Here is a 22628-nt window from a genome sequence, read left to right as displayed (position 1 = left end):
ATTATGAAAACAATTTTATATCATCTATTTATTATTTCTTCTTTTTTATCATGCACTGCAGTTACTCAAACTTTACAAGCGCAAGAGAAGAAACCGAATGTTATTTTTATCTTTTCTGATGATCAAAGATTCAATTCTTTGAGTATGACTGGAGATCCTATTATTCAAACTCCAAATATTGATGAATTAGCTAAAGAAGGAGTCTTTTTTAACAATGCTTATATTACTAGCCCTATTTGTGGCCCAAGTAGAGCAAATATATTTACAGGACAATGGGAACGAAGAAATAAAATTGGCTTTACTAATGTTTCTAAAAATCTTATTTCTGAAACTACCTATAAAAATAGCTGGCAAGCACAATTAAAAAAAGCAGGATACTCAACCGCTTTTATAGGAAAACATCACACAAAAATAGGAGATAGAAATGATACGCCTTTAAGAAAAGATGTAGATTTTTGTTACTATGGAAATGGTCATTTAGGGTTTTATCCAGCAAAAAAACACAAACAGTTTGCAAACCTTAAAAACGAAACACAAGTTGAAGGAATGTTAGAGGCAACTAAGGCTTTTTTAACACAAGGAGATGCTTATGATTACTTTTATAAAAATGCTGATGCCTCTATTAAAAATCAAATTAAGAAAAGAGACCCTAACAAACCTTTTTCTGCTTGGATTAATTTAAATCTACCTCATGCTTCTAGTATTGGCGGAATGGGTTCACATGAAACAGACCCAGAATATTACAAAACAGGATATGATGATGTAAAAGATAAAATTGAATTACCAGAAGGATATCCTCAAAACATTAGTTTGCCTGAAGATGTTTATGCCACCAAAGATTTAATGAAATACTACATTACATCTAAAAAGGGTAAATTACTAAATGAGAAACTAAAAATGACCAGAGCAATTCATGCTATAGATATCATGATAGGAAATTTACGTTCATTTTTAAAGGAAATTGGCGAAGCGGATAATACCGTTATTGTATTTTGTTCAGACAATGGTTTGTTTTTAGGTGAACACGGATTAGGTGGTAAAACTATTTTGTACGATGAATCTGTACACGTTCCTATGATTGTGTATTCTCCTTTTTTTACTGATAAGACACAAGGAAAAGTAATAGATGATTTGGTGGTTGGTCAAGATATTCCTGCTACACTTTTAGAAATGTGTGGTGTAAATATCCCTGCATCTTATCAAGGAGCAAGTGTGCTTCCTTTGATAGAAAAGAAGAATGTAAAATGGAGAGATGACATCTTTTTAGAAAACTTATTTACAGATCAAGGATATCCAAGACAAGAAGGCGTACGAAGTAAACAATATAAATACATTCGTTCTTTTAGTAAATTAAATGACCGAAATAAATATGTTCCAAACCAATCTTCAAACTCAAATGAACAACCTATTTACGAGGAATTATTCGATATTATAAAAGACCCAAAAGAAGAAAATAATTTAGTAGGTAATAAAGACTACATCAAAGTTTTAAATGAATACAGAGAACGGTGTAAAACTTTGGTGTCTGAACTAAATTAGTTTTATAATTAAGTAATTATCATCATGAAAAAAGTATTTCTATTAGTAATGGCTTGTTTAGTTACATCAAGCAGTTTTGCACAAGAAAGACCAAAAAAGCCAAATGTAGTATTAATTTTAACCGATGATTTAGGTTGGCAAGATGTAAAGTGTTACGATATTGACGAGCCTTCGCCATTCGAAACACCAAATATTGATAAATTAGCTACAGAGGGCGTTCTTTTTTGGCAAGGTTATTCTGCTGCAACTGTTTGTTCTCCTTCTAGAGGAGCTATTTTATCAGGAAAACATCCTGTTCGTCTAGAAAGAACTAGCGTTAGAGGAGGTCATCCACCATTGCCTTTTAATTATGGATCTTCATTAATAAGTCCTTGGATGAGAGGTGCTTTAGACACATCAGAAGTTACAATTGCCGAATCTCTTAAAACCAATGGTTACAAAACTGGACATTCTGGTAAATGGCATGTAGGTATTGCAGTAACAGACTATCCAGAACCGAAAGATCAAGGTTTTGATTTCTCAAAGCATGGTTTTGGATCTCATAAAAGAATGGAGGATCGTACCAAAGGGTTCTCAACTGCCGACAAATCTGACCCATTTTATTTAGATGAAGCAGGTTTTCCGTTTGATGATATCACTCAAGATGGAATTGATTTTATGGATGGAAACAAAAAAGATCCATTTTTTCTTTTTTATGCTTCTCGTTTAGTGCATACACCAATTCATACAAGAAGTGAAGCTTTATTAAAAAAATACTACCAGAAATTAGGAATAGATTATCCTAAAGAAAAGGATCTTTGGGAAGAAAAAGGACAAAGAAATGCCTATTATGCTGCCATGGTAGAAACGATTGACCATTATACAGGTTTATTGATTAAGTACCTTGAACAAACTGAAGACCCAAGATGGCCTGGACATATGTTAATTGAAAATACGTATGTGGTTTTTACTTCTGATAATGGAGGTATGGAGCAACATACTGGTGAAATTATTACAGACAACTATCCATTAGATAAAGGTAAAATCAATGCTAAAGAAGGAGGTACCAGAGTTCCTTTTATTGTAAAAGGCCCAACAATTTCTTCAAACATCCAATCTAACGTAATGGTAAATGGTCTTGACCTTTATCCTACAATACTTAGTTGGACAGGAACCCCAAAAGAAGACAATCAAATCTTAGATGGTGCTGATTTGTCTATTTTACTAGACAAAGACCCTACAGATTCAAAATTAGTAATAGATACTGAGACTGGAGCACCTAGAAATACGATGATGTGGCACTTTCCAAACAGTTCTATGCAATCTACTTTGCGTATTGATGACTATAAATTAGTCCGTCAATATACCGATACCGAAAAAAAAGCTACTTTAGAATTGTATCAGCTTTATGAAAACGGTTTAAAACGTGTCGATATTGAGGAATCTAAAAATCTAGCAACTCAAATGCCAGAAAAAGCAAAAGAAATGGATCGCCTTTTAGATAAAAGATTGGAGAAATTAAATGCTAGATACCCATTTTTAAATCCTACTAGTAAGAAATCATTACCTAATAAAGCTAAAATACCTACTGTTGTTAAAAATGGTGTGGATGGAAAAGAAGTTTGGTTAGAATACAAAAACAATGGTGCTAAAGTTGTAAAAGCAGAGTTAATATATACTAAAAATGGAGGTGTAAAAGGTGAAATCTGGTTTCCTATTACCATGAAGCTTACTGATAATAAAGTTTGCGTAAAATTACCTAAAGGTACCACACACTATGTCTTTAATTTGGTTGACGAAAACAATTTTTTAATTAGTTATCCAGATGCCGGTTACCAAAAAACCACAAAAATATTTGCAACGAAAGCAATACAAGTTAAATAATATATTTAACTCATCATTATATTACCTGAAAGGACTCTGTGTTGGATAGTCTTGTTAAATATATTTGTTCATTTAGTAAAGAAAACGACAGAAATAAATATGTTCCTAATCAATCTTCAAACAATAATGAACAACCTATTTAAGAGGAATTATTCAATATTAATAAAGACCTAAAAGGACAAAATAATTTAGCAGGAGATAAAAACTATATCAAAGTTTTAAACGAATACAGACAAAAGTGTAAAACATTAGTATCAGAATTAAATTTTCACCTACAATTATATACCTCATGAAAAAACTGTTATTTATATTATTAGTCGGAATTGGAACGCTCCTTTTGGTAAGTATGATTTCTAAAAATCACACAACTGACAATTCTATCAATAAAGAAATAGTTAAAAATAATAAAACTACGGATTCAAAGTTTAGAATTTATTACATAAGACATGCAGAAGGTGGACACAATGTTAAAAAGGAATGGAGCATATATCCTGAAAGCGAATGGCCTTCTTATGTAGGAAATCACTTAGCCTTTACCCCAAAAGGAATTATGCAACAATCAAGAGTACCTAATAAATTAAACCGATTTCATTTTGATTTTGTTGCCGTAAGTCCTGCATGGCGATGTAAAAATACGTTGTTACCGTATCTAGAAGAGTCTAAAGTGAAAGGAGAGATTTGGCCTGAACTTGCAGAAATTTATGCTACAAAACTTATTATTTCTCCGGATTTACCAAAATATGTATCAAAAGAGAAAATTCTTGGTGCTGGAGATGCTATAACTTTATTAGCAGAAGAAGAACCTTATTTTACCTTACGTAAAGATGGTTTGAATGAATTTAAAAAAGCTCGTTTTCCTAGAGATCATTCAGAGAGCGCAAAAGAAAACGCAGCGTCTAAGGTGATTTTTGATAGGGTTTTAAAATTAATTGATAATCGTAGTGAATCTTTTAAAACAATACTTTTATCAGGACATGGAAGCAGTGGAAAAGCGATTTTAAGAATGCTTACCAATGATCCTTTAAATGGTTTTCCTCCAATTACAAATACAGGTGTTTGGATGGTAGAACAACAAGATAATGGAACTTTTAAATTAAAAATGTTCAACGATGTTCCACTTCAGTAATAAAATAGCTTTGATAAACTGTTTTGATGACATTACCAACCTCACAAAAATAAAATGATACAACCTAAGTCTTTTGTATCCTTTATTAAGTAAAATTTATGATCGTTTACAACAATAATTTGGTGAGTTAGAGAAAATGTATTTGAGTAATAATAGATATTTTTACAGTGTACTAAACATTGAAAACGATGTTTTTAATTTAATTAACCAACCTTATCACTAACCTTATGATCAAAAAAATTACGTTTTTAATAGTATTTCTTTTCACTGTACAAGTTTCTAACGCACAATTTTTGTGGTTGGAAGATGAAACAAATACCCGTAAAATTGAGTTTACAGCCGAAGAAGATGTACCCACAAATTTAACAGGAAACTTTCCAAACCCTCATACTTTAGGTATTAACACACATACTATTGTCTCTAAGTACAATAGACCGGAAGGGACCAATGATTTTTTATCTTTTAACTTGTTCAATTATGTAACAGATTTAACCGATTATACAGTTACACTAAAAGCATATATTGATATACCTACTGATGAGCTAACTACAAACAACTCAAAACTTAGAGTGTTTTTTCAAAGTTCTGATGCAGGAGGACGTGTTTATGAGCAATTGAAATTCACAGTTGGGCAAGAATGGGAAACTTTTACCTTTCATTTTCAGGATGTTGCTATTCCACAGAATGTACTAGATGTTGGAGGGTATGACCTTATGATAATTGGTTTAGCCAATGGTAGTATAGAAGAACCCGCTATGAGTTATTATTTTGATGAAATATATGGCTCAACAGATCAAACTGCAACAACAGTAGATCATCCAGCGGCGTGGTTAGCAGGTTCATGGGGAGGTACATTTCCTGTTTTTGGTGGAGAAAGATTAGATACAGAAATAGCAACAGGACATGACCCAATAGGAGGTGTAAATGAGCTAGTAACAGAACTTCCTGCTCTAGGACATGTGATTACAAATCTTTCTTATTTTGCACATTCACATTATTTTAACGTAAGAGATAATACCAATGTAGATGTTGCTTCTGAAATACACGAAAGTTTAGTTCCTAGTGCTGAGAATCAAGAAATAATGCTTGAAGTTTTACAAACACTAAAAAATTCTGGGAAGAAGATTATTTTGTACATTTCTACAAATTATTTAGACAGAGCAAGTGATGAAACACAAGCTGCTTGGGTAAATTATTACACAACAAAGTTTGATGGGAATGAATATTTAGCTTACAAAAATTTAGTCCAAGGGTTTATTCCAGCAGTAGCAGAATATGCCGATGGATATTGGTTCGATACTACAACTTCGCTTCGAGACGATGGACATTTAGAAGATTTTGTTCAAATGTTTAAAGATGCTGATCCTGGAGCGGCTATGTCTGTTTCTGAGTTTGGGCATTTACATTATATAGAAGGAGAACCAGTTATGGTTGATTCTGATGGAATTGATGATGAAGACGATAGAGACTATAATGTATCAAACTTTAGAGGAAATAACTCTTATTCAGATTTTACAAGAGGACATGTATCTGCACTAGGTGGTGGTGCTCCTCCAAATTCATGGGGATATGAAGAGTATACTTTACCCGCTATGGTTGGTAATCCTTGGTCAGTCTATGAAAAAAAACAAGCACTAAAACATGTATGGTTTCCTATTAGAGACAAATGGCATGTTTCTAGTGCAAATTTAATATTCGGGACAGAAGATGCGTACAGGTTTTCTAAAATTCTTATCGATGCTAAAGCTGGTGTTACTTTTGCTAATACGATATCTAATAATAATGGTGTTGATGCTGGACATATTAAGGACGACGAAATGGTAATTATGAAAACAATTAATGACAGACTTTTATCTAATCCTGTGCCGGATTATGAACCTTATGTAAGACCTGAAGGGGCTTATCTTGTTGGAGAAATCGACAATACTCTTTCATCAACTGATGATTTTATAAATCCAACATCCAATCCATTTCAAATTAACTTGTATCCCAATCCTGTGGTTGATGCGTTAACCATTACAAAGACTGCAACTGGTATCTCAAGCATAATTGTTGTGTCTGTTACAGGAACAAAAGTATTAGAAAAGTTATGGGATGATGGAGCTTTATCAACACAATTAGATTTGTCTACATTAAAATCAGGAATGTATTTTGTTAAACTTACTAACAGTAATAATCAAAGTTTAACACGAAAAATAATAATAACAAAATAAGCTGCTCAAACAGTATCGAATAATTATTTTACACATTAAAAGGTAATCATAGCGTAAATAATTGATTGTTTAGAGCAAATTGAATATCGTAGAGCCCTTTATTTTTGTATCAACTATAAAAAAACTAAATAATGAAAAACTCAATTTTATATTTCTTTTTGTTGATCTCATTTTTTTCTCTTAAAGGGCAAGAATTAGTGAAGCCTAATATTGTTTTTATTTACGCAGATGACCTTGGTTGGCAAGATACTCAGTTAAATGATGTTGGTGCTGTTGTACCTTGGGAAACCCCTAATATGTTGTCATTGGCAGAAAGTGGTGCTAATTTTTCACAAGCTTATGCTTCAGCACCAACTTGTGCACCATCAAGAGGGGGTACAATGAGTGGTAGAATGCCTCTTAAAACTAAAATGACCCATGTAGCTGGAGGGCAAATACCTAATGTTAAATCTTCAAATAAAACGATAGAATCGTATTATCCTGGTAGATTACAGCTAGATGAAGTTACCATGGCTGAAGCATTAAGTCCTTTAGGGTATGTATCTGGTCATATTGGCAAATGGCATATGGCAGCTAACCATAATATTTATCCGGAAGCTGTAGATCAAGGGTTTAATTATCAAGATACTGATAGAGGAATTACTAGAAGTATGGGAGACAGATCTGTAGACTTTGCTACTGATGCAGAAGATGATCCTTATCGATTAGATGAAGATGGCAGACCTTATGATGCGGTAACAGAATTAGCATTGGGTTTTATGGATGATAACAAAGAAGAACCCTTTTTTCTATACATGGCGCACTGGTTGGTTCATTCTCCTATACAAACAAGAGATTTAGCATTACTAGAATATTATTGTGATAAATTAGGAATTCCTGTTCCAACAACAGATGCAAATATTACGACTCCAGGCCAAACAAATCCATATTATGGAGCGATGATTGCTAGTTTAGATTGGAGTTTAGGGAGAGTAGTAGATTATTTAAAAGAAACAGATGATCCAAGAAATCCTGGGAAAAAATTATTTGAAACTACCTATATTATATTTGCGTCAGATAATGGAGGGGCAGAAAATCATGGGTCAGAAATTATTACAGATAACTTTCCTTTAGATTTAGGGAAAACACACACCAAAGAAGGCGGTTTGCGTACTCCATTTGTTATAACAGGACCTGGTATTGTAGAAAATAAAGTATATGATAACATAGTTTCTCATTTAGATTTTTATCCTACAATTATGGAGGTTACTGGAGCAGATGCCGTTCTTGATGCAAATGTTCTGAACAATTTAGATGGTGTAAGTTTATTTCCTTTTTTAAGTGGAACTGAAACAGAAATAAAAAATAGCGACGATACTGAAAGAACAGATCTTTTTTGGCATTACCCACATGGACAAGATGAAAGAGCATCTTCAGCTATTAGAAGTGGAAATTATAAATTGTATAAAATCTATGATAAAGGAGGTTATTATAAAGCCTTCAAATTATATAATGACGATGGGTCTGATAATGATATAGAGGAGATATATGATGTGATAGATACGATGGATGCATCTCTTAAAAATGAAATTATTTTAAAGCTAGAGACTCTTTTATCTGAAAATGACGTAAGAATTCCTCAGTTTAATCCAGACTATAATGGAGATCCATTAGATAATCAAGATATTGTTCCATCTGTTGTTTCAACAGTTTTTGATCAGGATACAGGTGTAGCCACAGCAACACTAACTGCTAATGCAGGAGATGCTATTATTGAAACCGCTTATTTACTTTATAGAATAGAAGAAGCAGATTCAAAAGAAATAGAGTGGTTTGAAATTTCAGCAACTATAAATGGCAATGTGATTACTGCTGAAGTACCAGAAGTAGCTACAGGAGTTATATTTACCCTAACTGATGAAAATAATTTTATGGTTTTGTCGGAAGAACTATCAATATTTAATCCTCATAAGATAACACTTGCTAATTCTATTGGAGAACAACCTTTTAAAGTAGTAGATGAATATGCAGAGTTAATTGGGAATACAACTATAGGCGGTACAGCTTATTTACAAGCAAGGACTGTAGAAGGAGGAGATGGAGCTAAATTTTATGTAAAAGCTCCTGCTGATGTTGCATCTATAACTTGTGATAAAATTACATTAGGAATCATATCTCAAGCAGGAGATACTGTAAATGTTGATCTCATTATTGATGGAGAAACACAAAGTTTTACCTATACAAGTACAAACAATAATACTCCAGAATTATTCGAATTTGATACTCCTGTTACTTTTACACAGTCAGCTAAAGAAATTCAGGTGATAACAACCTCACTTTCTAATTCAGAAGGATTAGCACCAAGAGTGAGATTTGTAGATCTCTTCTTTAATGTTTTAGGAGCTACAGAACCACTTCATGAAATAACTCTGAATAGTTCAGATTTGGAACAAACGTTTACGGCTGTAGATAATTATTCAGAATTGATTGGTGGTACAGCTGCTGGAAGTGGAATTTATTTACAAATGAGAACAGAAATTGACCCAGCAGATAATCTTGAAGGAGATGGAGCTAAATTTCTTGTGAAATCTACAGAAGGTTATCAAAGTATATTAAATAAAGTAACGTTTGCCGCGAAATCACAAAAAAATGATATTGTAGACGTTGCAATTACCATTAATGGCGAGACGCAACAGCAAGCTACTTATACTAGTGGTGGGAATAATGAAGGTAATAATTTCGAGTTTGTATTTAATACTCCACTTACGTTAGCTGACGATGAGACTACAGAAATAAAATTTGTAACAACAGGTCTTTCTAATTCAGGAGCGGAAGTTGTTGGGCGATTAAGACTTCAAGATATTATATTTCATGTCTCAGATTTTGTTTTAGGGGTTGATGATATTGGTAAGGAAACTAATAACGTATTAAATCTATATCCTAATCCAGTAAAGAATACTTTTAGCCTTACAAAGGAAGTAGCATCAGGTATTTTGTACAATGTGTATGGGGCAATAGCGTACAAATTCGAAAATGCAAATAAAGGTATTGATATATCTAATTTAAAATCAGGTGTATATCTGCTAAAAGTTATATGTAAAGATGGTAACAGAAAACATATAAAATTATTAAAAGAATAAGTTTATTATAACCCAATTAAAGAACCCCCTCTATAAATTAGTGGGGGTTCTTTTTATATTGGAAAATAATAACTACTATAACCCAATGATATTTAGACGAAAGGTAAGTTGTCTAAGTAGAATTTATCTCTAAGTACCTTAGAAATATATACTAAGAAACCTTTTTATGATCTAATGGTATATTGAAACAGAACGTCCATCACACGTAGCTGTAAATGTTAAATCTATTACTGAATTGTAAATGTGATACCAAGTTTGTGCAACAACGGTTACGGATGCTGTTAAAGCTAAAACAATTGTAAGTAATTGTTTTTATGATATGAATATATTTTTACTTAATAATTTATTCATGTTTAGACTAAGAGGCTTGGGCTTATTTACGTTGTCCAATCTAAATCATACTCCTATCTATCAAACCCCTCCTCAAACCTTATGAAAACTATAGTAAATACAATTTACTTTTAAAAAATTAGCAGTTAACCAATTCCAGAATAAGTAGGAGGGAAAATTAAACGAATGGTAAAGACCTTCAAATGAGTACAATTCATCTTTAAAATAAAAAGACAGGATTACCCGTCTTTTTATTTTAAACCCAAATTAAATTAAGTACTACTTATTTACTAGATAAAGCATAGTTAGAATATTGTTTTTTCTCTGTCTTAAGAGATTTTATAGTAGGCATTTCTGGGTAGCTTACTAAAAAATTGTACTCATCAATTAAATTAATTAAATAATGCGTTGTTCCTTTTGGTAAAACGGCTGTTATAGTAGAATCTTCTTCTATATTTGCTTCTGCTTTAAACCACTCTTCATATTCATGTCCACCATTTGTAGTATAAATAAGATTGGCTTTTACAACTTTTGCTCCATTTTTTTTGTACTTAAAAGTAACCTCATTCTTCTTTTTTGTCTCTAAAATCACCGTTGGAACAGTTTCTTTATGCTCCATATCTTTTAAGTAAAAAGGATTGTAAGATGGGTAACTCGCATTCATTTCTGTTAAGATTGATGTAAGCTTATCATTCATCTCTTTTGTTCTTTTAACTTCTACTTTTGCTAAGTTATTTGCTTCTTCTATATCAACACGTTCAGCAGTTCCGTTAGAGGTGTCATACAATCTGTAAAGTTCAAATTCTGGAGTTTTAGGATTGTTTTTGTAATCATAATTCCTAATAATTTTATAATCACCTACACGTAAGGTACTTTGATATGAGGAATGTGGAAAGTGCCACATCATCGTATTTCTCTCATTTCCTTCTTTGTCTAAAACTAATTTAGAATCTGTAGGATCTTTTAATAATAAAGTAGATAAATCATCACCGTCTAAATGTTTATTTTTTGGTTTTTCAACATTTAATAATGATAGAATTGTAGGGTAAAAATCAAGTCCGTTTACAACAACATCAGATTGTATTCCTTTTTTTATTCCAGGTCCTGCAATAATTAAAGGAACTCTTGTACCACCTTCTTTAGCGTTTATTTTTCCTTTATCTAAAGGAAAGTTATCCGTAAAAACTTCACCAGGATGCCCTTCCATTCCTCCATTATCAGAAGTAAAAATAATATACGTATTTTCACTTAATTTATGACCAGGCCAACGAGGATCATCTGTAGTTTGTAAATAATCAAAAACTTGGCCTACATAATAATCTAACATTTCAACCATTGCAGCATAATACGGATTGTTTTGCCCTTTTACGTCCCAACCATGTGGATCAGTTGGATAATCTAGACCTAATTTTTTACAGTATTTTTCTAATAGCGCTTTACTTCTGGTATGTATTGGTGCATGCACTAAAAAAGTGGCGTAATACAAGAAAAATGGATCTTGTTTGTTCTCTTTTAAGAACTTTAATGCATTTTCGTTATTTTGATGAAAAGGGAATCCTTCTTTATCTAATCGATAAGGATCTGATGCTTTATTAGTTGCAAAATCTGTAAGTCTATGTGGTTTTTGAGGAACTGTAGCTCCACGATCATGGGTAGTAACATCAAAACCTTGGTCCTCTGGTTGCGGATAAGCAAAGTGGTTTATAGCCATGTGCCATTTACCTGCATGCCCTGTTGTGTATCCCTTTTGTTGTAAGACTCTAGCTAATGTCGTTTCGTTTTCTGGCATACGTCCACTATACCAAGGATCCATAATACGTTGTGTTTCTTTACTAGCGTAAACTGTAGGGGGCGCACCACCTACAACATGTGTTTTTTGTGCTCTAGCAGGATGAGTTCCACTCATTATTGCACATCTACTAGGTGCACAAGTAGGAGCGGGAGAATAGGCTTGCCAAAACTGAACCCCTTCTTTTGCGAAAGCATCAATATTTGGTGTTTCGTATGGAGATGGATTATCTATGTCATACACTTTTAAATCTTGCCAACCTAAATCATCAGTAAGTAAGAGCACCACATTAGGCTCTGGCCTATCATTACTCTGTGTTTTGTTGTTGGGTGCTTTTTGTGTATTACAACTATATAGTAATACACTTGTTAAAACTAAAGGGAGGAAATTTTTGTACTGTGTTTTCATTATATAAATAATTTTATTTATTGATGATAATACTTATAAATAAAGTAAAAAAGTTATTTGTCTTAACAGAAAAAGGCAGTAATATAAATTACTACCTTTTTTTTATAAATTTTATAGAATTTTGATTAAAAAAATAAATCTTATCTCAAGAGGGTTTTAATACTATTGAGTTATTTTAAAATAAATATTTACTCTTTTACAATTTTTAAAGTTTTTAAACCTTTAAGAGTCTTAATATCTACAATGTAAATTCCTTTTGCTAAGTTACTAACATCATAATTAGTGTTCGCTTTAAACGTTTTTACTAAACGTCCATTAATATTATATAATTTTACATTTTCAATATCTAAACTAGAATCTATTTGAAAACTGTTTGTTACAGGATTAGGATACGCAACAATAGAAGCGTTATTTAATTCAAAATTATCTACAGATAATATAGCTGCAGCTGGTCCTTGAAAAGCATCAAAATAATATACATTTCCTGTAGCAAGAAGATCAGCATCTGGTTGATCAATTAATAAATTTGCAGTACTATAAGATACTCCTTCTGTAAGGTTTTTTTCTGTAAAATCAAAGATGTATTCTTGCCATGCATCAAAAATAGTAACATCAATTGTTACGTTTTTTTGCCCTGCTGTTTCAATTCCATCTCGCAAATACAATCTTAATCTTCTACCAGAAGTTCCATTTACATTTGTTGACGGTACATAGGCTCTTATTTTAAAAATAGCAGATGATTGATAGTCGGTTGTAATAACACCTGGTAATTGAAACTTTATTTGTGAGTGTGGATCTTCTCCTTTTGTAAACTTAGCAACTAATGGACTGCTGTTTCCAGTAGTCGTTGGTGTAGTTACTGCATCTCCTTGTTCTAAAAACACACCACCTTGTACTTCATTAACAGTTACGCCAAATGTATCTGGGCTATAGTTATGGTACCACGCATTTCCAGCATCTAAAACTGCTTCTGCATCTAAAACTGCTCCTTGGTCTAAAGATAATGCTACTGAACTTGTAAACGTATCAAAGTGAAAGTCAATATCGTTATTTAAATTTGTAAATCTGTTAGATTGACCAAGGATTCTAATATAACCCGAAGTTACGTTTTCTGTATACGTTTTTCCACTAAAATCAAAGGTTAAAGTGTACCAACCATTTACATCTGTACCTTCTAAATCTGAAAGTTTTACTTGTACTTGTTGAGTCCCTAAATAAAACCTAATACGAGTTAATGAATCAAAGTTAGAGTAATTAGTTATATCTGGCATATATAAACGTACGTTTACACTCAAACTAGCGAAATCAGCTGGCGTAAGTACATAACCGTTAGGAAAACTAAAACTAAGATCCTTGTTTCCTATTTTTAATGCTGCTATTTCATCATCAGTTAATCCTGCTGTATCTAATGTTGTGTCTGCTGCAATTTTCCATAATAGTACATTTGTAGCTTCTGTATCGGTGGCATCAGGATTGGCAACTGTTGAAACAGAACATCCATCACAAGTAGATGTAAATGTTAAATCCGTAACTCCATTATCAACGTCATACCAAGTTTGTGCAACCGTAGTTATTGATGCTAATAAAAATAAAAGGCTAGTAAGTAATTGTTTTTTCATAATTTTAAATTTATTCGATTAATAATTTATTGTAAAAATAGTTGAAATTAAGTGTTTAGTTTTGCTTAAATCAATCATTGCCTTGCTCTCTTTATATTTTAAAGTAATTATAATTTGTTGATTAGTAAATGTTTGTGTTTTTTTTTGATTAGGTGTCGTTAATAATTTTATTTACTTTTTAACAAAACGAATAATCTTTGATTCACTATTTTCTAAAATGACTTTCATAATAAAAAAACCGCTTTTAAGACTGGAAATATCATATTGATTTCTGTTGTTAGAAAATTTCATCATTTCTTGTCCTAACATATTATAAACAAATGCAGATGTAATTTTTTTGATAAACGAAAGGTACTATTTACAGGGTTGGGATATAAATCAATTGTATCCTTAAAGCTTAGAATATCTGTAGATAAAACTGTTTTATCTTTCCAATTAAAAACAGTCTCTTTGGTTTCAATATTTACCCAAAGATCTAAATTTTTAAATGAACGCTCATAAATATACCCATTTTTTATAGGTTCACCTAAAGGTTCTCCTAAAAAATAATGAAATTCAGCTATAAAACTAGTGTCCCATACATCTGAACTAGAGCTTAAAGCATATACACTTGTTGTATAACTAAAATAGACGTTCTCTTCTGTAATTATTAAAAAAAAACAGCCAAAGGAAAGTATATGTTTTCTTTTGCATACGCGATTAACTCATCATCATCTGTAGGCTCTTATTTAGCTGTATTGTAACTTGGGTTTGTTTGTAAATTAATCATTTTACCTTTTGGCCAAGCTTCTTTCATTAATTGAATAGCTAACGCAGATTGCATCTGCGTTAGCTTGTTCGCTACTTGCTATATCCCATCGTTCTAAATAAGAACCATCCATAAATTTGAAGATTGTAAATAGGAAATAATAGAAAAGTGCTTATAAGCTCTCATTTTTAGATTTTACGGACTATATCAAATTATTCTAAAATTATTTTCTTGTTCAGTACTCCTGAGGCCGTTTTTAATTGAATAATATAGATTCCTGGAGCTAAATTTGGTAAAGAAATAGCATCACTTCCACTTGACGCAAATGAAGTTTCCATCATTTGTTTACCAAGAATATTAAATAATTTAACTATAGATTTTCCTTGAGATAAACCTGTTATTTTCAACTTAGAATTATTCGTTTTATAAATACCTATACTTTCTAAAATAGCACTATCAATACTTAATACACTATTTGTAGAGGTATGAATATAGAATCTACCAGAACCATTTAAACTTTCAGATAAGGTTACTTTATATCTAGCATTTGCCTCATCTAAACGTGAATATGTTTTTTCTTGTCTGTCTTCTAAATAAACATTCAAACCAGAAGGTAAGTTTAAAGCCTCTGCAGTAAACGTAATTTCTTTACTTACTGCTGCTTTTATTCCTAAAGGAATTATAGTAGTTTCTAAATCTGAATTAGGTACTGCTTGTTTTGCAAATGCAGTTCCTTCATTGTTTTCTACTAATTGAGTATACAAACTTAATTCTGAAGAAACTCCGTTAAACATTCCAATATCAAAACCTGGATCTAACCCTAGTGTTTTTTCATCTAAATAATTAATTGTTGTAGTTTTATTATTTGTACCATCAGTTATATTTATCTCAATAGAAGTTTCTGTATTAGAACTTTTAAGAAAAGTAATATCATTTTGATGACTTTGCATTGCTGTAGTAAAAGAAGCTGTTGTACCTGTAGTACTAGCACTTACAAAAAAAGCTTGACCTGGATATACATAACCAGTAGTTTTTGCTAGATAAGAACTATCATCCCAAACATAAATTGCTTGAAAAGCACCTCCAAAATTAGTGTCATTTTCGTCAATAAAAGCAGCAACATCTAAATAAGAAGTATATGAGTTTCCTATTAAGTTCCAGAAATTAGTACCATTTTGACTAATAGCTGGGGCCATACTTGAAGAATTTGCTGTACCCGTAAAAGTAAAGTTTCCAGTTTCAGTACTACTTAATAATGAATAACCAACACCATCATCAAAAGTTGCGCTAGTACCACCTTGCATATAAACCCAGTTTCCTGTTGTATTATCTGCTGTTCCGTTTTGGTAGGTTGCAATTCCTCTATTTTCAGTATTAGTTGTACCTGAAGCAATTGTATTATCAGTAACCCAATCATCATTATAATTTTCTCCTGAAACAGGTGAAGTTACTAAATGCCAGTTTGTATCTGTTACAGCAATACTGTAATTTACACCTTCTGTTGCTGTTAAAGAACCACCATTGTACAATAAAGAAGCACTATTTTCAATAGAAACGCTGTTTACAGAAACAGCAGTAGTTATTGTAGGGTAATTTGTTACCCCAGTTGGTATTATGATATTGTCTGTAAGCACTGGTACTGTAGCTTTACTCCAATTTGAAGCAGTAAGCCAAGTTGAATCTGAAAACCCACTCCAAGTATTTAATGTATGATCTTCTCCAACAAGAAAGGCACCTGCAGGACGTTGATAAACGGTTGCATCTGCATTGATGGCAAATTGTTGATCCATATATGTTAATATTTCTACCTCATCATCTGAGGTAGTACCATCTGTAGATGTTGTATTAGAAAAAGTAACTGACCCTCCTGCATCTGTAATTCTTTTAGCAAAACGATACGCTTGTTCTTTATCAAACATTAAGTCAGACCTTTCGCTAGACCAAGTAGATCTTATCGGTAAAAATAAATGTTTTAATGTTTGTTTAGAGTTTTCTTCATATATCGTTATATGATTTTCTTCAATATCTGGTACTGTGAATTCTTCATACGCCCAAGAATTAGGAGGAGCTCCTTGTCCTAAAGGTGTAATATGTCCTGCTGTAAAGTCTGACCAAGGGTTTGTTGCTTGCATTTTTATTATAGCATAATCTCTTTCATCTTCCTCAAAAGGTATATCATCATCATCTTCACCTTCAGCTAGATCATTATAATTAATACCTACCGTTTCATTAACCCCATCAGTATCAACAAGAATTAGCTCGCCGTCTTCATCTAGAAACTGATGTTTATCTTTATTATTTGCTATAATAGCATTAGGAGCTGTATTACGAATCATTTCTACAAACTCATTTTTTTCTTCATCAGTCGTATCAACACCAGCACTTCCAAGACTATTATTTCTAGCATATTGTCCAAATGTATCAAACCAGTAACCATCAACTCCTAATTCTGTAAAACGTTTAATATAACCTTCACAATAATTCATCCATGCTTCATGATTATTACCATCAAAATATGTATCTACATAGTTATTCCAGGATGCTGCCCCTTCATCTGATGCTCTATCTCCTGGGCTTAAAGAGTTTATATATAAGATTACTTTTTTACCTGATTTTTTAAAGATATCAATAACATCAATAATAATTTGTTCATTAGCTAAACTCGGTACAAATTCTTCATCTACAACAGAACCTGTAGCTCCCATTACAGCATCTACATTAGGATTTGTTCTTAAAGTCCACAAATGTGAATTTGCATTATTGGTACCATTGGTAATTACATGCCCCATTGTAGGGTAACTATCAGCAATTTCTTGAGCACCTGCTATATAATCATAGCCTCTGTTGTCAACATATTCATCTAAGTCTTCACCTCCTCTTACATAAAAACGTCCACCCCATGATCCTTTTAGTACATCTACAAGTGGATCTTCTTCAAGTGGATCTGGCACAACTATTTCCTGTAAAACTGAACCATATATTTGATCTATATAATAAGTAACTTCTGATGTTGATCCTTGCCCATTTCCATAACCTATATATACTTGATTGTAACCATCCTCTAAAAATCCTTCAGAAGGTAAATCACCTTCGTTAAAAACAAACGAAAACTCTTCCCATTCTTGGCCTTTTGAAAATTTTAATTGAACTGCCTTAAGATCTCCTGTAGTTGTATTTTTTATATAGAAACGTATACGATTTATACTTGTCAAATCTTCAGTTGGTATATCTACATATGCTTTAAGGCTTATTGTATATGTTACATCTTCTAAAAGGTTTTTTGATAATTCAAAATAAGAAAAACCTTTGGTAACATCTGCTTCTCTAACAAACTTAGAAGTTACTTCGTTTGTGTTTATACCATTGGTATCTGGATTGGTTTCGTTAATAGAAAAAGTACCGTTTCCAGTGTTTGAAAATATAATATTCTCTGTGTCTGTTTCATTTTCATACCAGAGAAATTGAGCTTGTATAGAGTATGTATAGATACAAGAAAATATAACTATTAAATAAACCTTTTTAATCATTTTTTTTGATGTTTTTTTTTGCAAATATTACTGAAATAGGAATGTTGTACTTTCTATAATTAAACAATTTCTTACTAAAATCTGTCTAAAATTTGATGATAGTCAATATTTTGATAACACTTTATTTTTTTATTTTGACCGGAGCATATTAAGATGTTATTATTGTTCCAATTTATAAATCCCCGACTTATAATTGTTATTTTAATAAGCTCTTAAATATAACTATGAGATGAATATTAAATGAACATATTACTACTAATACAAGATTAAATAGGCTTTACCTATATCCTAAAACAAAACATCCTTTTGGTTGATTTCTAAAAAATATTTGGGGGAATATTTTAAAAATATCAGAAACACAAAAGGATGTTCTATATGTATAAGAAATACTAAAAGCTAGTTTTATTTTTTCTTCTTTTTATTTTTTCTAGATGCTTTTTTAATTTCTAGAGCTCGCTCTTTTCCAAAAGCTTTTATAAGGTCTTTAGAAAACTTTTTATTGCTAGCTTTTCTTTGTTCTTTTAATTCTGGCGTACCTTTATATTTAGCCGTAATTTCAGAAGAAGATATTGTTTGTTCAGTTTTAATAACAATTAATTTTTCTTTTTCTTCTTTAGACAATGTTATTTTACTTGCAACAGTTTCTACGTAAGAATCTACTTTTTTCTGTATTTTTTTATCCATCTTTTCTTGAGCAAAGATTGAACTACTCATTGCTACACTAAATACTAAAAATAATATTACTTTTTTCATAATTTCTATTTATTATTAAAAAACAAGCATTTAAAACATTTTTTTCTTTAAATGCTTGTAATATGTTATACTAATTAATTTTATTTAAAATCCGGTACCTGCTGCATCAGGTGGTACAGATTGTGCTTGGGACTTTTGTGGACTTAATATCATAAAGGTACCTAATGCTGTAAGTGCAGCATATTTTCCCATTTTTTTAACAGCTTCTTTTCTTGTGATATTTTCTTGATTTTTATTCATTTTATATGTTTTAAATATTATTATTATTAAAGGTTTAAAGAATTTAAAGTGTTCAGTTATCTTTTAATTAAGGATAACTTTTTGAGTTCTTCCCTGTAACTGTATCATGTAAATTCCTGTATTTAATGTGTTTGCATTAACAATATTTGTTATGTTAGAACTGTCTAATTTTTGTTCTAATACCATTCTACCTTGTACATCGTAAACTTTTACAGTAGCAGCTGTTTTTAATATTCCTTTAATAATAATTGATTTTGATTCTTGGTTTGTATAGATTAACATTTCATTTACAGCAAACTCATCTGTAGCTAATACTGCTTTAGCAGAGAATTCTATAAAGAAACGTCCTGATCCGCTTAATTTAGAGTCTGGTGTAAATACATAATCTGTATCATTTAACAATGTTGTAGTATTTAATACATTGTCTTTAAGATATACATACGTATTAGCAGGTAAAGTTAAAGATGTTTCATCTAAACTAATTGTTAGTTCTGTGTTTGCTTCAGCGTTAATAGCAACTGGAACAACTACACTATTATAATCATTATAAGGTAAAGCTTGAATTAAAAGATCTTCGCCTATGTTAGCTTCTACCAAATTTGTATAAATACCATCTGTACTTCCTGCAAAAGCACCAGCATCGTAACCATTATCTAAACCTCTCGTTTGGTTTTCTACGAAATAGATATCTGTAGCAAATGTTTTTGTAGCACTACTTAAATTTATTTTTGCTAATGCTTTATTTGTATTGTTAGCAGATTTACCTGCAACAAAATCATCACTATTACCAGTAACTTTCATCGCTGGTGTAAAGGTTACGGTACCAGTTATTCCGTCTTTAGTCTTTACAAAGAATCCTTGACCTGGGGCTATTTTTGCACCAGATAAAGCGTTCCATGCTGTATAAGAAGTACCATTCCAACCATAAATTGCATTATTTAAACCAACTTCAAATTGACCAGTGTTATCGGTAAAGAAAGTATCAAAATCTAAATAAGAAGGATAAGGGTTTCCTATTAAATTCCATTGACCATACGTTGCGTCACCACCATCTGTAATACTAACAGGAACAGAACCAACTTCAATATCTCCTACAAATCTTACAGTACTTGCTTCACCTGCTATAGTTGCTGCTCTATACCCTTGACCTGTACCAATTACAACTGCATCATCATCAGGAGTAGTGTAAGTTTCAAACGAGCCAGTACCATTATTGAAAGGTCCAAAAAAGTAGTTACCAGCTACTGAAGGATTAATAAAAAATCTATTTTCATTATCAGAAGCTGCAGCTACAGAACTAAATGGTACTCCACTTACAGGAGAAGAAATTAAATCGTTATTAGGTGAATCATTTAGCCATCTATTATAAATAAGGGTTCCTGTTCCACTTAATGTAGTTGCTATTACACTAGCAAAAGCTTCAGATGTAGACTGTAAAATAAATTGACTGTTTTGCTGTAAGTCATTAACATTTAAAGAAAATCCAGCATTAATAGTAACTCTATTATTAATAATAATATTATTTATATCTACATCTGAATTAATAATTATTCCTGTATTAATAGTTACATCGTCTGAAGTTGAACTAGGTATAACTCCAGCTATCCAAGAAGAGGCATCTTCCCAATTAAGACCAGTACTATTGCCACCAGAAGTTGAAGTATACATATTATTTGTAGTTGCACTTATGGTTACTCCTGCACTCCAAGTAGTCCCTTTACGTGTAAATACTTCAAAATGATAAGTTGTACCTCCTTTAGTTAATCCAGTAATATCTGCTGCATTAGATGCTCCTTTAAAAACTGCATATTCACTAGTTCCTAAATCTGTTCCAGAACCAAAATCTGCATCTGCTGTATATGCTGAACCATCTCCTGTTGGTGTAACTGTAACAGCAGAACCTTCTTTAGCTACTACTAAAACTTCATCAAAACAAGTAGGGGCATCCCAACTTAAAGTTACATACTCTGCACCAGCAGTTGCTGCTAAAGTTGTAATAACATCTGGAGTTGAACAACCAGCAAAAACGATAGCACCTGTTGCATCTTGAGTTAAAGTTGCAGCTGCACCATCAAGAGTCCATGTACTTAATACTGCTGCTGGAACACTAGTAGCAGTAGTTCCTATTTTTAAAGAACCAGATACATAATTTTTTAAGTCAACAATTCCTTCTGTACCAGAAGTAGTATATCCTGTAAACCTTACATCTGTTGCAGCAGCAGCAAAATCTATTGCTAAATTTTGGGTATCTACTGTAAGGTTAGCTAAACCACTTTGATTAGTATTAAATTCTATCTTAGAATTTCCATCTGATGCAGCTAATACTCCAATTGAACCTTCAATAGTATTTGCACCATTTACGGTTAACAAACCATTAGTACCTCCAAAAGTTATACTACCAGTAAAACCTGTAAAATCAGCTGAGGCACCTGTAGATATATTTTGATCCTCTATATTAATAGTTCCAGAACCAGTTACAGTTCCGTTAAACTGTACTGGAAGAGCAGGACTAGCAGTACTATTATTATCTACATGTACTGTATTAGTACCTATTGCAAATCCACCATTAAAAACAAGCTCTGAAGACGCATTATTTCTAATATTAATATCTAGGCCATCAACATTCACAACTACGTCACAAGTAACAGTAATCGCTTTATTAGATCGAATTCTTATAATCTGATCAGTATTTGACACTGTAGTACCATTAAGAGTTAATGTACCATTAGAATATGTCTTTGTATTAGTATTGTTTGCACCAAGAAGTTGCCCTATTTCACGGTTAACGCCTCCTAAATCTACACTTTCTGTAAGATTTGCTATATCACCATCACCAGCAGTTGGTAAGCCATTACTCCAGTTACCTGGAGTAACCCATAACCCATCTGTAGTTGTATTTAAATAATTAGTAGTTTTTTGCGCATTTACTTGAAAACTACATATGCCTATAAAGGCCAGTAGCACAAGTGTTGTTTTTTTCTTGTTAAAAATTTTTTGTAACTGTTTTTTCATGATTAATTTTTTAGTTATAATTAATTGTTTTCATTAGTTACAAAGCTAGGAGAGAATTAGGTAACTGCTTTTCTAGTATTCATCATTCTTTTGCTCTAAGTCATCATTTTCACCTCTTAAGTAGTTATAATTCAATGGTTTTGTGGTTTTGAAGTAAGGTGAGGAAAATAATAATTTCTAATAAACAGGTATTTACCCTAAAGGCTATGAAGTGTTAAAAACAGTTTTAAACAACCATTATGTAGTAGTTATGCAGCACTAAAAAACACTTAAATATTAGGTTGGTACTTGCACTAAACTTTATGTTTTTTTATGAAATGCTGCGCAGATTGTTAGAAAAAA

General features: G+C 31.8%; 12 protein-coding genes. 5 read left to right on the top strand and 7 right to left on the bottom strand.

Annotation, left to right across the window (positions count from 1 at the left end; all coding sequences use genetic code 11):
- Positions 1–3 precede the first annotated feature (3 nt).
- The 5 genes from H0I29_RS02915 (at position 4) to H0I29_RS02895 (ending at position 9860) form a co-directional block, all read left to right on the top strand.
- Complete coding sequence (locus H0I29_RS02915; RefSeq protein WP_218731312.1) at positions 4–1539, top strand: sulfatase-like hydrolase/transferase; 1536 nt, start codon at positions 4–6, stop codon at positions 1537–1539.
- Between the two features lie 24 nt (positions 1540–1563).
- Positions 1564–3402 (top strand): sulfatase, encoded by a 1839-nt coding sequence (locus H0I29_RS02910; protein ID WP_218754364.1) that lies wholly within the window; start codon positions 1564–1566, stop codon positions 3400–3402.
- A gap of 289 nt (positions 3403–3691) precedes the next feature.
- The gene (locus H0I29_RS02905) at positions 3692–4528 is read left to right on the top strand and encodes a histidine phosphatase family protein (RefSeq protein WP_218754363.1); all 837 of its coding nucleotides are present in this window, start codon (positions 3692–3694) and stop codon (positions 4526–4528) included.
- Positions 4529–4755: 227 nt separating this feature from the next.
- Entirely contained in the window at positions 4756–6741 is a 1986-nt protein-coding gene (locus H0I29_RS02900) for a T9SS type A sorting domain-containing protein (RefSeq protein WP_218754362.1), read from the top strand.
- A gap of 131 nt (positions 6742–6872) precedes the next feature.
- On the top strand, positions 6873–9860 hold the full coding sequence (locus tag H0I29_RS02895; RefSeq protein WP_218754361.1) for a sulfatase-like hydrolase/transferase: 2988 nt from the start codon (positions 6873–6875) through the stop codon (positions 9858–9860).
- Positions 9861–10473: 613 nt separating this feature from the next.
- Here the strand turns inward: H0I29_RS02895 and H0I29_RS02890 are convergent.
- The 7 genes from H0I29_RS02890 to H0I29_RS02860 all read right to left on the bottom strand — a co-directional run bounded on the left by H0I29_RS02890 (position 10474) and on the right by H0I29_RS02860 (position 22286).
- Positions 10474–12387, bottom strand: coding sequence for a sulfatase (locus H0I29_RS02890; RefSeq protein ID WP_218754360.1), 1914 nt, complete (start codon positions 12385–12387; stop codon positions 10474–10476).
- Positions 12388–12575: 188 nt separating this feature from the next.
- Complete coding sequence (locus tag H0I29_RS02885) at positions 12576–14006, bottom strand: T9SS type A sorting domain-containing protein (RefSeq protein WP_218754359.1); 1431 nt, start codon at positions 14004–14006, stop codon at positions 12576–12578.
- A gap of 171 nt (positions 14007–14177) precedes the next feature.
- On the bottom strand, positions 14178–14297 hold the full coding sequence (locus H0I29_RS18475; RefSeq protein WP_368384630.1) for a hypothetical protein: 120 nt from the start codon (positions 14295–14297) through the stop codon (positions 14178–14180).
- Positions 14298–14966: 669 nt separating this feature from the next.
- Positions 14967–18281, bottom strand: a complete 3315-nt coding sequence (locus tag H0I29_RS02875; RefSeq protein WP_218754357.1) for a T9SS type A sorting domain-containing protein — start codon at positions 18279–18281, stop codon at positions 14967–14969.
- 402 nt (positions 18282–18683) lie between these two features.
- Positions 18684–19034, bottom strand: coding sequence for a hypothetical protein (locus H0I29_RS02870; RefSeq protein WP_218754356.1), 351 nt, complete (start codon positions 19032–19034; stop codon positions 18684–18686).
- An 84-nt stretch (positions 19035–19118) separates the two neighbouring features.
- Positions 19119–19274: a hypothetical protein gene (locus tag H0I29_RS02865; RefSeq protein ID WP_218731301.1), complete on the bottom strand. Its 156-nt coding sequence runs from the start codon at positions 19272–19274 to the stop codon at positions 19119–19121.
- A 63-nt stretch (positions 19275–19337) separates the two neighbouring features.
- Positions 19338–22286, bottom strand: coding sequence for a T9SS type A sorting domain-containing protein (locus H0I29_RS02860; RefSeq protein ID WP_218754355.1), 2949 nt, complete (start codon positions 22284–22286; stop codon positions 19338–19340).
- Between the last annotated feature and the right edge of the window lie 342 nt (positions 22287–22628).

This window comes from Polaribacter sp. R2A056_3_33 (assembly GCF_019278485.1).
Classification (GTDB): Bacteria; Bacteroidota; Bacteroidia; order Flavobacteriales; family Flavobacteriaceae; genus Polaribacter.
Note: the sequence above shows the minus strand (reverse complement) of the source record. Positions and strands in the feature narration are given on the sequence as shown.

What these genes read in the sequence shown, in the direction of transcription:
- H0I29_RS02915 (WP_218731312.1), top strand. Translation starts at nt 4, where the DNA reads ATGAAAACAATTTTATATCATCTATTTATTATTTCTTCTTTTTTATCA.
- H0I29_RS02910 (WP_218754364.1), top strand. Translation starts at nt 1,564, where the DNA reads ATGAAAAAAGTATTTCTATTAGTAATGGCTTGTTTAGTTACATCAAGC.
- H0I29_RS02905 (WP_218754363.1), top strand. Translation starts at nt 3,692, where the DNA reads ATGAAAAAACTGTTATTTATATTATTAGTCGGAATTGGAACGCTCCTT.
- H0I29_RS02900 (WP_218754362.1), top strand. Translation starts at nt 4,756, where the DNA reads ATGATCAAAAAAATTACGTTTTTAATAGTATTTCTTTTCACTGTACAA.
- H0I29_RS02895 (WP_218754361.1), top strand. Translation starts at nt 6,873, where the DNA reads ATGAAAAACTCAATTTTATATTTCTTTTTGTTGATCTCATTTTTTTCT.
- H0I29_RS02890 (WP_218754360.1), bottom strand. Translation starts at nt 12,387, where the DNA reads ATGAAAACACAGTACAAAAATTTCCTCCCTTTAGTTTTAACAAGTGTA.
- H0I29_RS02885 (WP_218754359.1), bottom strand. Translation starts at nt 14,006, where the DNA reads ATGAAAAAACAATTACTTACTAGCCTTTTATTTTTATTAGCATCAATA.
- H0I29_RS18475 (WP_368384630.1), bottom strand. Translation starts at nt 14,297, where the DNA reads ATGAAATTTTCTAACAACAGAAATCAATATGATATTTCCAGTCTTAAA.
- H0I29_RS02875 (WP_218754357.1), bottom strand. Translation starts at nt 18,281, where the DNA reads ATGATTAAAAAGGTTTATTTAATAGTTATATTTTCTTGTATCTATACA.
- H0I29_RS02870 (WP_218754356.1), bottom strand. Translation starts at nt 19,034, where the DNA reads ATGAAAAAAGTAATATTATTTTTAGTATTTAGTGTAGCAATGAGTAGT.
- H0I29_RS02865 (WP_218731301.1), bottom strand. Translation starts at nt 19,274, where the DNA reads ATGAATAAAAATCAAGAAAATATCACAAGAAAAGAAGCTGTTAAAAAA.
- H0I29_RS02860 (WP_218754355.1), bottom strand. Translation starts at nt 22,286, where the DNA reads ATGAAAAAACAGTTACAAAAAATTTTTAACAAGAAAAAAACAACACTT.